The 11043-nt window shown below is 69.3% G+C and carries 13 protein-coding genes and 3 pseudogenes; 12 read left to right on the forward strand and 4 right to left on the reverse strand.

Going from position 1 to position 11043, the window contains the following annotated elements:
• The first annotated feature begins 16 nt into the window (after positions 1-16).
• The 7 genes and pseudogenes from BCY76_RS07050 (at position 17) to BCY76_RS07080 (ending at position 7165) form a co-directional block, all read left to right on the forward strand.
• Positions 17-967: an inositol monophosphatase family protein gene (locus BCY76_RS07050; RefSeq protein WP_085437430.1), complete on the forward strand. Its 951-nt coding sequence runs from the start codon at positions 17-19 to the stop codon at positions 965-967.
• Positions 964-1539 (forward strand): GNAT family N-acetyltransferase, encoded by a 576-nt coding sequence (locus tag BCY76_RS07055; RefSeq protein ID WP_085437421.1) that lies wholly within the window; start codon positions 964-966, stop codon positions 1537-1539. The genes BCY76_RS07050 and BCY76_RS07055 overlap by 4 nt, the downstream gene beginning before the upstream one ends.
• Positions 1540-1648: 109 nt before the next feature.
• A complete protein-coding gene (gene gatC / locus BCY76_RS07060; protein WP_070162280.1) occupies positions 1649-1945 on the forward strand; it encodes an Asp-tRNA(Asn)/Glu-tRNA(Gln) amidotransferase subunit GatC in 297 nt (98 codons plus the stop codon).
• A gap of 8 nt (positions 1946-1953) precedes the next feature.
• Positions 1954-3514: pseudogene (gene gatA, locus BCY76_RS07065) on the forward strand (Asp-tRNA(Asn)/Glu-tRNA(Gln) amidotransferase subunit GatA).
• An 8-nt stretch (positions 3515-3522) separates the two neighbouring features.
• Positions 3523-5040: an Asp-tRNA(Asn)/Glu-tRNA(Gln) amidotransferase subunit GatB gene (gene gatB, locus BCY76_RS07070; RefSeq protein WP_070162279.1), complete on the forward strand. Its 1518-nt coding sequence runs from the start codon at positions 3523-3525 to the stop codon at positions 5038-5040.
• Complete coding sequence (locus tag BCY76_RS07075) at positions 5037-5243, forward strand: hypothetical protein (protein ID WP_070162278.1); 207 nt, start codon at positions 5037-5039, stop codon at positions 5241-5243. The genes gatB and BCY76_RS07075 overlap by 4 nt, the downstream gene beginning before the upstream one ends.
• A 279-nt stretch (positions 5244-5522) precedes the next feature.
• Positions 5523-7165 (forward strand): annotated as a pseudogene (locus BCY76_RS07080) (alanine/glycine:cation symporter family protein).
• 150 nt (positions 7166-7315) lie between these two features.
• Here BCY76_RS07080 and BCY76_RS07085 read toward each other — a convergent pair.
• Both BCY76_RS07085 and BCY76_RS07090 read right to left on the reverse strand, forming a co-directional pair.
• Entirely contained in the window at positions 7316-7570 is a 255-nt protein-coding gene (locus tag BCY76_RS07085; RefSeq protein WP_070162273.1) for a hypothetical protein, read from the reverse strand.
• A 64-nt stretch (positions 7571-7634) separates the two neighbouring features.
• Positions 7635-8042 carry a hypothetical protein gene (locus tag BCY76_RS07090; protein WP_085437423.1) on the reverse strand — a complete coding sequence of 136 codons (408 nt, stop codon included), beginning with the start codon at positions 8040-8042 and terminating at the stop codon, positions 7635-7637.
• 146 nt (positions 8043-8188) lie between these two features.
• On the opposite strand from BCY76_RS07090, the gene BCY76_RS18525 reads away from it, so the two are divergent.
• From BCY76_RS18525 to BCY76_RS07110, 5 genes are read left to right on the forward strand one after another with little or no spacing between them, the layout of a single operon-like run.
• Positions 8189-8608: a TetR/AcrR family transcriptional regulator gene (locus tag BCY76_RS18525; protein ID WP_201791090.1), complete on the forward strand. Its 420-nt coding sequence runs from the start codon at positions 8189-8191 to the stop codon at positions 8606-8608.
• Positions 8530-8796: a TetR family transcriptional regulator C-terminal domain-containing protein gene (locus BCY76_RS18530; protein WP_201791091.1), complete on the forward strand. Its 267-nt coding sequence runs from the start codon at positions 8530-8532 to the stop codon at positions 8794-8796. The genes BCY76_RS18525 and BCY76_RS18530 overlap by 79 nt, the downstream gene beginning before the upstream one ends.
• A gap of 9 nt (positions 8797-8805) precedes the next feature.
• A complete protein-coding gene (locus BCY76_RS07100) occupies positions 8806-9171 on the forward strand; it encodes a hypothetical protein (protein ID WP_070162270.1) in 366 nt (121 codons plus the stop codon).
• A gap of 56 nt (positions 9172-9227) precedes the next feature.
• Positions 9228-10121, forward strand: coding sequence for a fructosamine kinase family protein (locus tag BCY76_RS07105; protein WP_085437431.1), 894 nt, complete (start codon positions 9228-9230; stop codon positions 10119-10121).
• Positions 10122-10168: 47 nt separating this feature from the next.
• Complete coding sequence (locus BCY76_RS07110; RefSeq protein WP_085437424.1) at positions 10169-10663, forward strand: arsenate reductase/protein-tyrosine-phosphatase family protein; 495 nt, start codon at positions 10169-10171, stop codon at positions 10661-10663.
• An 86-nt stretch (positions 10664-10749) separates the two neighbouring features.
• Here the strand turns inward: BCY76_RS07110 and BCY76_RS20675 are convergent, their stop codons facing one another.
• Positions 10750-10896, reverse strand: a complete 147-nt coding sequence (locus BCY76_RS20675; RefSeq protein WP_442935352.1) for a CPBP family glutamic-type intramembrane protease — start codon at positions 10894-10896, stop codon at positions 10750-10752.
• Positions 10851-11043: pseudogene (locus tag BCY76_RS07115) on the reverse strand (hypothetical protein); the annotation flags it as partial. The gene BCY76_RS20675 and the pseudogene BCY76_RS07115, both read right to left, overlap by 46 nt.

An 11043-nucleotide genomic window follows, 5' to 3' on the forward strand; every position in this document is an offset into this window, starting at 1 on the left:
GTTGGGAGACCACATCGTGACCGCTGCGCATCAGCTGCTGGACATCGCCCGCGAGGCCGCCGCCGCCGGAGCCGCCGTGCTGGCCGGGCGGGACGACGTCGCGCCCTCCGGACTGGCCCTGGGCAGTGACGGGGTGGAGACCAAGAGCTCGGAGTCCGACCTGGTGACCGACTTCGACCGTCGTGCCGAGCAGGCCGTGCGCACGGTGCTGCGGCGTCGGCGCCCTGAGGACACGGTCACGGGGGAGGAGTACGGCACCGTCGCCCCCGACGGCGCCACCGGCTACCGCTGGTCGATCGACCCGCTCGACGGAACCACCAACTTCGTGCGCGGCATCCTCTACTACGGCACCTCGGTGGCGGTGCAGGGCCCCGACGGTCAGTGGCTGGTCGGCGTCGTCCATGCTCCCGGGCTGCGCCGCCTCTGGTGGGCCTCGCGCGACGGCGGGGCGTTCACCTCTCGTCTCGACGGGGAGGGACCCGGTCGGCCGATCGGGGATCCGGTGCGTCTGCGCGGCCCGCGGGGCAGCCTGTCCGCGGGTCTGCTCTCGACCGGCTTCGGCTACGACCCCGAACGGCGCGCTCAGCAGACCGCCGCCGTCGCCGCCATGCTCGACAGCTTCGGCAATCTGCGGCGCCTCGGGGCAGCGGCCCTGGACATCTGCATGGTCGCTGACGGCACGGTGGAGGCCTTCGCGGAGTTCGGCATCCAGGAGCACGACTGGTCCGCCGCCGCACTGATCGCCGAGGAGGCCGGGGTGCCGGTGCGGCGCCCGGCCGTGGCGGACAGCTCGGTGCGGGGAGACTGGTGTCTCATCGGAGACATCGGCATCCCCCATACGCGGCTGCGCCCGCTGCCCATCGGCCTCGCCGAGGAACAGGCACAGGACGGGCAGGCGGACGACGAGCGGGCGGACGACGGGCGGGCGCAGGATGGGAAGGTGCCGGGAGAAGGCGCTGCCCGATGACCGGCCAGTTCCTCGAAGACGGTGCCGCGCCGGAGCGTTCTTCCACTCTCCCTGAGGCGGTGATCCGTCCGGCCCGGCTCGACGATCATGCCCGTATCGGCGAGCTCACCGTCGCAGCCTATGTCGACGGCGGTCATCTGTCGGCGGATGATCCCTACATCTCCCAGCTGGCCGACGTCGCCTACCGAGCGGAGCATGGCGAGCTGATCGTGGCCGAGGTCGACGGCGTGGTCGCCGCCTCCGCCGTCATCGCCTGGCCCGGCGACGCGCTCGCCGAGCTCGCCCGCGGCACCGAGATGGAGTTCCGGATGCTCTCGGTGGCGCCCGCGTTCCAGGGCCGGGGGATCGCCCGGACCATGGTGCGGCACCTCATCGGCCGGGCGGAGCAGGCCGGTGCGGAGGGCATCGTGCTGTGCAGTCTGGTCTCCATGACCGCGGCCCACCGGCTGTACCGCTCCGAAGGATTCGTCGAGGACCCGAGCCGGGACCTGGTGATCACCCGGGAGCAGCACGGCAAGGACGCCCGCTTCCCGTTCTTCGGACGCCCCGTAGGCCGCCTGAGATCGCCCTGAACCTGGCCTGGGCCGGGCACGGAGTCCGACCGTCCCCGTCAGGTGCCTCGACTAGACTGTCGGGGACTTCGAAATCCACGTGTGAACCCCACGACCCCGTAGGAGCTGCATGTCTGAGATCTCGCGCGCCGACGTCGAGCATCTGGCCACACTTGCACATATCAGCATGACCGAGGAGGAGCTGACGACGATGGCCGGCGAGCTGGCCGTCATCGTGGACTCCGTGAAGAAGGTGTCCGAGGCGGTCTCCGAGGACGTGCCCGCCACCAGCCACCCGCTGCCGCTGACCAACGTCTTCCGTGAGGACGTCGTCGGCGAGGTCTTCACCGAGGAGCAGTCTCTGCTCAACGCCCCCGACGCCGAGGACGGGCGATTCAAGGTTCCGGCGATCCTGGACGAGGAGTGAGGCTGACCATGACTGAGCTGATCCGACTGACCGCCGCTCAGATGGCGGAGAAGCTGCGCGCCGGGGAGATCACCTCCACCGAGCTCGTGCAGGCCCACCTGGACCGCATCGCCGCCGTCGACGGCGGGGACCGCGGCATCAACGCCTTCCTCCACGTCTCCGCCGAGGAGGCCCTGGACACCGCCGCCGAAGTGGACAAGATCCGCGCCGCCGGAGGTGGTGACGCCGAGGCGCTGCACCCGCTGGCCGGGGTGCCCATTGCGATCAAGGACCTGATCGTGACCGTCGGGCAGCCCACCACGGCCGGCTCGAAGATGCTCGAGGGCTGGATGAGCCCCTATGACGCCACCGTCATCGAGAAGATCCGGGCCGCCCGGCTGCCGATCCTGGGCAAGACCAACCTCGACGAGTTCGCGATGGGCTCCTCCACGGAGCACTCCGCCTACGGTGTGACCCGCAACCCGTGGGACCTGGACCGCATCCCGGGCGGCTCGGGCGGAGGCTCGAGGCCGCCGTCGCCGCCTTCGAGGCCCCGCTGGCCCTGGGGACGGACACCGGCGGTTCCATCCGGCAGCCCGGGGCGGTGACCGGCACCGTGGGCACCAAGCCCACCTACGGCTCGGTCTCCCGCTACGGGGCCATCGCCATGGCGTCCTCGCTGGACCAGATCGGCCCGGTGGCCCGGACCACCGAGGACGCCGCGCTGCTGCATGCGCTCATCGCCGGCCACGACCCGAAGGACTCCACCTCCCTGACGGATGAGGTGCCGGACTTCGCCCAGGCGGCCCGCCGGGTGGACGTGACGGGCCTGAAGGTCGGCGTCATCCGGCAGCTGCAGGGGGAGGGCTACCAGCAGGGCGTGCTCGCCCGCTTCCAGGAGGCCCTGGACGCGCTGCGTGAGGCCGGTGCGGAGATCGTGGAGGTCGACTGCCCCAGCTTCGAGCATGCGCTGAGCGCCTACTACCTCATCATGCCCTCGGAAGCCTCTTCCAACCTCGCCCGCTATGACGGTGTGCGCTACGGCCACCGTGTGCTCCCCGAGGACGGGCCGCTGACGATCGAACGCGTCATGGGGGCGACCCGCGCCGCCGGCTTCGGGGACGAGGTCAAGCGCCGCATCGTGCTGGGCACCTACGCCCTGTCGGCCGGCTACTACGACGCCTACTACGGCTCGGCGCAGAAGGTCCGCACCCTCATCCAGCAGGACTTCGAGGCCGCCTTCGAGCAGGCCGACGTGCTGATCTCCCCGACCTCGCCCACCGTGGCGTTCCGGCTGGGGGAGAAGCTCGACGACCCGCTGGCCATGTACCTCAACGACGTGGCCACCATCCCGGCGAACCTGGCCGGTGTCCCGGGCATCTCGGTGCCCGGCGGGCTGGCCGACGACGCGCCGGCGGCCAGCTGCCGGTGGGCATCCAGTTCCTCGCGCCCGCCCGTGAGGACGCCCGGGTCTACCACGCCGGTGCGGCCCTGGAGCGTCTGCTCACCGCCGACGCCGAACCGCTGTGGGCCCAGATCCCCGAGCTGGCCGCCGAGCCCGCCGTCACGGCCCAGACTGCAGGAGAGTGAGGACACCTATGACTGAGACGCTCACCGAGGCATCGCCGCTGTCCTACGAGGAGGCGATGGCCCGCTTCGACCCGGTCCTCGGCCTCGAGGTCCATGTGGAGCTGAACACGAAGACGAAGATGTTCTCCTCCGCGCCGAACGCCTTCGGCGACGAGCCGAACACCAACGTCAACCCGGTCTGTCTGGGTCTGCCCGGCACCCTGCCGGTGGTCAACCGGCAGGCGGTGGAGGACGCCATCAAGCTCGGCCTCGCACTGAACTGCCGGATCGCGGAGACCTGCCGCTTCGCCCGGAAACAGTACTTCTACCCGGACACCCCGAAGAACTGGCAGACCTCCCAGTACGACGAGCCGATCGCCTTCGACGGCCACCTGGACGTGGAGCTCGACGACGGTGAGATCTTCCGCGTGGAGATCGAGCGCGCCCACATGGAGGAGGACGCCGGCAAGCTCACCCACGCCGGCGGCTCCGGCCGCATCCAGGGCGCGGACTACTCCCTGGTGGACTACAACCGCTCAGGGGTGCCGCTGATCGAGATCGTCACCAAGCCGATCGTCGGGGCCGGCGAGCGGGCCCCGGAGATCGCTCGGGCCTATGTCTCGGCCATCCGGGACATCGTCAAGGCGTTGGACATCTCGGACGCCCGCATGGAGCGGGGCAACGTCCGCTGCGACGCCAACGTCTCCCTGATGCCCAAGGGCGCCAGCGAGTTCGGCACCCGCTCGGAGACCAAGAACGTGAACTCCCTGCGCGCGGTGGAGCACGCGGTGACCTACGAGATCCGCCGTCACGCCGGGGTGCTCAGCGCCGGGGGGAGCATCGTCCAGGAGACGCGTCACTGGAAGGAGGACACCCGCACCACCAGCTCCGGGCGTCCGAAGTCCGATGCGGACGACTATCGGTACTTCCCCGAGCCGGATCTGCTGCCGATCGTCACCACGGAGGAGTGGATCGAGAAGCTGCGCGCCGAGCTGCCGGAGCCTCCGGCGGAGCGTCGCCGCCGTCTGCGTGAGGCCTGGGGCTATGCGGACGCGGAGTTCCGCGACGTCGTCGCCGCCGGTCTGCTCAGCGAGATCGAGGAGACCGTGGACTCCGGAGCCACTCCGGCGGTGGCCCGCAAGTGGTGGATGGGGGAGATCTCCCGTCTGGCCAACGCTCGCGATCTCGAACCCGCGGCGCTGGGGGTGACCCCGGCGACCATCATCGAGCTGGCCGGGCTGATCGATGCCGGCAAGATCAATGACAAGATCGCCCGTCAGGTGCTGGAGCACCATCTCGACGGCGAGGGCTCGCCGGAGGAGATCGTCTCCGCCCGCGGCCTGGAGGTGGTCTCCGACGACGGTGCGCTCACCGCCGCCGTCGAGAAGGCCATGGCCGAGAACCCGGATGTGGTGGAGAAGGTGGCCGGCGGCAAGCTCAAGGCCATCGGCGCGCTCATCGGCCCGGTCATGAAGGAGACCCGCGGTCAGGCCGACGCCGGCAAGGTCCGCGAGATCGTGCTGGCCAAGCTCGGGATCGAGGGATGAGCGGCGAAGGGCAGGACGGCGGCGCCTCGGACCAGCCGGGACGGGATCCGCGCCGGGGGCTGCACCCCGTGGTGCTGGTGATCTGCATCCTGCTCTTCGTCTTCCTGTTCTTCCTCATCCGCGATGTCCGCACTGAATATGTGGGGGAGTACGGTTCCGAAGAGTCGGCTCCGTCTCCGGGACGGGTCATCGAGATCAGCTGAGGCGACACGCCGAGACGGCCCCGTGCCGCACCCCTGTGGTGCGGTGCGGGGCCGTCGTCGTCCCTGTGGCCCCAGATCAGACGCGCGTCAGCAAAGAATGCATCCTTCGAAACGCAACTGGTACACCAGAATTGCGTACGGAAAAGCTCCTGAAACATCTCGCATATAGATTGTTGTGCGTACCGGGTAGTACTCTCAGGGCACACAATCGTTGTGATCAGCATCACTCGACATGCAGATGGGGGACGACACATGTCCAGAGGAGGACACGTCTTGGCGATGGCCGAGGTCGAAGAGACCGGCAACGGCCTGCAGGGCGTCGCAGACACCATTGACGAATGGTTCGGTGAGATCACCGGCTTCTTCGTCAATCTCATCTTCGGCACCAACGTGGAGATTCCACTCGGTGCCCCGTTCCCGGAGGGCACCACGCTCTGGGACGGCCCGCTGGTGGTCCTCTGGGCCATCGTCGCGGCCATCGGGTTCACCATCTATTTCGGCTTCGTGCAGTTCCGGACCGCTCCGGTGACCTTTGAGATCGTGCGCGGCAAATGGACCACCGAGGATGATCCTGGCGAGGTCACCCACTTCCAGGCCCTGACGGCTGCGGTCTCCGGCACCGTGGGGCTCGGCAACATCGCCGGTGTCGCCGCTGCGGTCTCCCTGGGTGGCCCCGGCGCCACGTTCTGGATGATCCTGGCCGGCCTGTTCGGCATGTGCACCAAGTTCGTGGAGTGCACCTTGGGGGTCAAGTATCGCCACATCGATGAGAACGGCATCGTCCACGGCGGGCCGTTCAAGTACCTGCCGGTGGCGTTCCGGAAGCTCGGCAGGCTGCCGGTGCTCATCATCACCGGCGTCTTCGCGATCTCGATCATGCTGTTCGGCATCATCGGCGGCGGCATGTTCCAGGCCAACCAGACGTACGGGGCCATCGAGTCCGCCGGCAGCACGCTCGACGAGATGACCGGCACCTCCGCGTTCGCTTTCCTGGGCACGGACACCTCGGCGTTCATCTTCGGCCTGATCTTCGCGGGGCTGGTGGCTCTGGTCATCATCGGCGGCATCCGCCGGATCGGCTCCGCCACGGCGAAGATCGTGCCCACGATGGCCGGCATCTACGTGCTGGCCTGCCTGATCGTCATCGCGGTGAACATCACCAACATCGGTGACGCGTTCGGCGCGATCATCTCCGGGGCCTTCACCGCAGAGGGCATCACCGGTGGTGTCATCGGCGTGATCATCATCGGTGTGCAGCGTGCGGCATTCTCCAACGAGGCGGGCATCGGCTCGGCCCCGATCGCCCACTCCGCGGTGAAGACCCGCCGCCCGGTCTCGGAGGCTTCAACGCCGTCCTGGAGCCGTTCATCGACACTGTGGTGGTCTGCACCATGACCGCACTGGTGATCATCTTCGCCTGGCCCGCCGACTACGAGGAGGCCATCGGGGTCGGCCACGACAACCCAGTGGGTCTGACGGCCGCCTCCTTCGAGACCTTCCTGCCTGGATTCTCGGTGGTCCTGGCGATCTGCGTGGCGCTCTTCGCGTTCTCCACCCTGATCACCTGGAGCTACTACGGGATCCAGGCCTGGCGCTACCTGGTGGGCATGTCGAAGACCAAAGACACCATCTTCCGCTCCATCATCTGCGTGATGATCGTGATCGGCTGCATGGTGTCCTTCGGCAACATCATCGACTTCGCCGACTCGGCCCTGTTCCTGTGCATCTTCATCAACGTCGTCGGCTGCGTGATCCTGGCGCCGAAGGTCAAGGAGGAGATGAAGCAGTACCTCGCGGACCGGGCCGCCGGACGCCTCTTCGAGGACCCGAACGAGCTGCCCTCGGACACCCGCGAGATGGCCATCCTGGAGTTTCTGCAGGACAAGCCGTACGGCACATCGTTCGAGAAGCGCCGCGACTGAGTCGGTGACGGACTGAGCATGTGACGGACTGAGCCGGGGAGCCCGGGCGGTCTGCGTATCGAGGGGATGCGCAGACCGCCCGGGCCTCCTCATGTCTGGGGCGCCTCATGTCTGGAGTGCCTCATGGGTGAGGTTCCTGCCGATCGCCGGTCACAGCAGTTCGTCGAGGATGTCGTCGGTCCAGTCGTCGGAGGACTCGGGCGACTTCCGCCTCGCCTTCGCTGACCGGCGCCCCCAGAGGCTTTCTCCCGTCAGCGCTGCGCCGGCCAGGACGGCGGCTCCCTGGAGCGCGGTGAGTGCGGCACCGTCGGCGAAGCGGCCCAGGAGGCCGAAGTCGTCGTTCCACAGGCCGCCGATGCCGTTGATGAGCAGAATGATGCCGATGATCTCCATGAGGATGCGCATGGAAGGGTCTCCTGTTCCGTGAAGGGGTGATCGGGGTGTGCCGCTGTGGGGCCTGTCGAGAGGCTCAGCGGGATGCGAGGTCGATGGGCTCGCCGTCGACTTCGACGTCGATGCCGTGGGGCACCTCGACGTCGAAGCGGGCGTCGCAGACGGCGATGCCGTGGCAGCCGGCGTCGATCTCCAGGGTGTCGCCGTCCAGGGTCCAGACGAGCTTCTCGAAGCCTGCCGTCTTCGCGAACCAGCGGGTGACCAGGATGTCGTCCCGATCGGCGGCGACGACGTGGGTGGCGACCTCATGGGTCTCGATGGAGAGGGCGTCGCCGTCGTAGTCGAAGGTCTTGGACTCCGGGTCGGCCTCAGAGGCGTCCGTGGTGCAGGCCGACAGGGTCAGCAGGGCGAGGGCCGCCGCGGTGGCGCCGCCTGTGCGAAGGAGAGCGCCACGCGCCCGAGTGGCCGGATGGGGGTCTGCCATGGAGTGCTCCCGAGGGGTCGGTGGGTGTGTCGCAGTGGCGTGGTGCAGGGCGGGCACAGGGTGCCCAGTGGTTCTAGCACAGTCGTGCTAAAGACGACGCCGCGAGTGTAGCACGGTCGTGCTACTGTGTGTCCATGCCTCGGACCATGGATCGTGATGCGCGCAAGAACCAGCTCGCGGAGGCGGTGTGGCAGGTGATCCTCGACCAGGGCATCTCCGCGGTCTCTGTACGCACTGTCGCGGAGCGGGCCGGCGTCGCCGTCGGCTCGCTCCGGCATGTGTTCCCGAGCCGAGCTGAGCTCGTGCAGTTCTCCGCCGAGCTCATGGTGCAGCGCGCCACGGATCGTCTCCATGCCACCTACGCGGAGGCGGCCTCCCATGCCCCGGAGGCGCGTGCCCTCGCCCTCATCAGAGAGGTCCTTCCGCTCACGCCGGACACCCGGGCGAGTTCGAGGTCAACCTCGCCCTCCTGGCCGAACGCGCCGCGGTGCCGGAGCTTCATCGGGTCCGGGGCGAGGCGCACCAGCGGCTGGCCGGGCTCTGTGGGCGCATCGTCGAGATGCTGACCTCAGAGCCCGGGTCTCCGGCAGCAGTGGTCACGGCGCAGCGGCTCCACGCGTTGATCGACGGGCTCGCCTTCCACCTCTTCCATCAGCCGCCGGAGGCCGACTCCGCGTGGGTGCTCGACATCGTCAGGGCCGAGCTCGGCGAGATCGCCGCACCCTCCGGCGACGGTGTCGAAGGCTGTGAGTAGAGTGGCGCCATGGACGAGAACTGGATCGACCATCATCGGAACGACGGTGAGCGGGTGGGTTGGATCCGTATGACCGGGGACGGCTTCGTCGCCGTGGACATCCTGGGCAGGCCGATCACCGAACAGGTCGACTGGCTCCAGGCTGAGGAGGCGCTGGACGGGAGAGGCCTGTCCTTCCTGGCGGATCCCTGGCTGCTGAGGCTGCCTGCCGGAGAAGAGGTCCGCGTCCGGATCGTGGAAGTCAGTCCGGACCGTATTCGCGTGGCCGAGGATGCGATGGGGGCGGCCTCCGTGGTGGGCGCTCGGCCTCGGGAGCACACCCTGCCCTTCCCCGCCCCGGACGCGCTGCGCCCGGTCCGGGAGCACGGAGGGTGAGTGTCGAGCGTGAGCACGGAGCATGAGTGCGCAGCGGAGCTCCTCGGGTGGGCACGATGAGCGTTCGCAAGACCAGCAGGACGACGGCGGCTCCGCGGATCGAGGCCGCGGGGCTGCGCTGGCTGGCTGAAGCTGTGCCGGACGGGGGAGCCGCCGTGGTCCGCGTGCTCGACGTCGACGATGACGCGCTCACTGTGGAGACCGTCGTGGAGGCTCGGCCCGATCGGATGTCAGCTGCGGCCTTCGGCGCAGCCCTGGCCCGCACCCACCGGAGCCTACCTGCCGGCACGGCCTTCGGCGCTCTGCCCCCGGGGCACCCGCCCGGGGAGCCGCCCCTGTTCGGCCCGGCCGGCCAGCTGCTCCCCATGGGCTCGGGGACTCATCCCAGTTGGGGCTCCTTCCTCGCCGCTGAGCGACTGGACCCGTTGCTGGAGCGCCTGACGGCGGTCCCGCCGGTGCTGCGCGCCGCCCGGGACCGCATCGCCTCCGGCGACCTCGACGGCGGCGGGACATGTGGCACCGGTGGCACCGGTGGCACCGGTGACGCAGGCGGCGCACGCGGAACTGGCCAGGCCACGGACCCTGTGGAGCCGCCGTCGCGCCTCCATGGTGACCTCTGGTCCGGGAACCTGCTGTGGAGGCGCGTCTCCCCGGAGGAGCCCGCCGCCGCAGGCTCACCGGGCCGCGACGCCGACGTCGAGGGCGTGCTCATCGATCCCTTCGCCCACGCCGGCCACCGGGAATCGGATCTGGCGATGATGCAGCTGTTCGGCCTGCCCCACCTGGACGCCGTGGTGGCGGGCTATCAGGCCCAGTGGCCTCTCGCGCCGGGGTGGGAGGAACGTGTGCCGGTCCATCAGCTGTTCTACCTGCTGGGGCATTGGGTGATCTTCGGGGACGCGTATGCGGCCTCCACCCTGCGCTGCTGCGACGCGACCCTGGCCCTGTGAGAGGATCCTGTGCAGGACCGACCCGTGAGACCTCGCAGGAGAGGACCATGACCCAGGACTTCACCGTGCTGACCGTCTGCACCGGCAACATCTGCCGCTCACCCGCCATGGAACGGCTGTTCGCCCACGTGTTCGCCGACGCCGCCCAGGAGGGTCTGCGTGTGCACTCGGGCGGCACCTACGCCCACGACGGCGAGGACATGCAGCCGCCGATGAAGCAGCGGGTCGCGGACTACGGTGCCGACGCCGACGACTTCACCGCCAGGCAGGTCACCGCCGCGATGGTGGAGGAGGCCGACCTCATCCTCACCGCCACCCGAGAGCACCTGGAGGACGTCACGGCCGAGGTTCCGGGGGCGCGGGCGCGGGCCTTCACCATCCGGGAGGTCGGTCGGCTGGCGGAGCACCTCGGACGGGAGGCCGTCCGCGCGCAGCTGCGCGACGTCGTGGGGGAGGGGGCCACGCAGCGGGACCGGATCGCCGCCGTCGTGCCCTGCTGGACCGGGCGCGCCAGGATGCGGACGCCCGGGGCCGGACGATGACGTCGTGGACCCCTACATGCTGCCCGACGACGTCTACGACGAGTCCTTCCAGCAGATCATCGGTCCGATCGAGGTGCTGGCCGAAGTCACCCGCCGATGAGTGCGGACACCCCGGTCAGGCGCAGCACCAGGGGGAAGGCCAGAAACGCCACCGCATCCAGCAGGAAGTGGGCGATCACCAGTGGCATCACGCGACCGTACCGCAGGTAGACGGCGCCGAAGACCACGCCCATGAGCGCGTTCCCCAGGCCTGGACCGAAGCCTGGTAGAGGTGGTAGGCCCCGCGCAGGAGCGCCGCGGCCACCACCACCCACCAGAGTCTGCCCAACCGCGGCAGTCCGGCCGGGGCGGCGTCCCGGGGCTCGGCCCGGTGGCCGGCC

The sequence above is a fragment of the Nesterenkonia sp. PF2B19 genome (assembly GCF_001758425.2).
GTDB classification, from domain to species: domain Bacteria; phylum Actinomycetota; class Actinomycetes; order Actinomycetales; family Micrococcaceae; genus Nesterenkonia; species Nesterenkonia aethiopica.

What these genes read in the sequence shown, in the direction of transcription:
- BCY76_RS20675 (WP_442935352.1), bottom strand. Translation starts at nt 10,896, where the DNA reads ATGGGCGTGGTCTTCGGCGCCGTCTACCTGCGGTACGGTCGCGTGATG.
- BCY76_RS07055 (WP_085437421.1), top strand. Translation starts at nt 964, where the DNA reads ATGACCGGCCAGTTCCTCGAAGACGGTGCCGCGCCGGAGCGTTCTTCC.
- gatB (WP_070162279.1), top strand. Translation starts at nt 3,523, where the DNA reads ATGACTGAGACGCTCACCGAGGCATCGCCGCTGTCCTACGAGGAGGCG.
- BCY76_RS18525 (WP_201791090.1), top strand. Translation starts at nt 8,189, where the DNA reads ATGGATCGTGATGCGCGCAAGAACCAGCTCGCGGAGGCGGTGTGGCAG.
- BCY76_RS07075 (WP_070162278.1), top strand. Translation starts at nt 5,037, where the DNA reads ATGAGCGGCGAAGGGCAGGACGGCGGCGCCTCGGACCAGCCGGGACGG.
- BCY76_RS07100 (WP_070162270.1), top strand. Translation starts at nt 8,806, where the DNA reads ATGGACGAGAACTGGATCGACCATCATCGGAACGACGGTGAGCGGGTG.
- BCY76_RS07105 (WP_085437431.1), top strand. Translation starts at nt 9,228, where the DNA reads ATGAGCGTTCGCAAGACCAGCAGGACGACGGCGGCTCCGCGGATCGAG.
- gatC (WP_070162280.1), top strand. Translation starts at nt 1,649, where the DNA reads ATGTCTGAGATCTCGCGCGCCGACGTCGAGCATCTGGCCACACTTGCA.
- BCY76_RS07110 (WP_085437424.1), top strand. Translation starts at nt 10,169, where the DNA reads ATGACCCAGGACTTCACCGTGCTGACCGTCTGCACCGGCAACATCTGC.
- BCY76_RS07085 (WP_070162273.1), bottom strand. Translation starts at nt 7,570, where the DNA reads ATGCGCATCCTCATGGAGATCATCGGCATCATTCTGCTCATCAACGGC.
- BCY76_RS07090 (WP_085437423.1), bottom strand. Translation starts at nt 8,042, where the DNA reads ATGGCAGACCCCCATCCGGCCACTCGGGCGCGTGGCGCTCTCCTTCGC.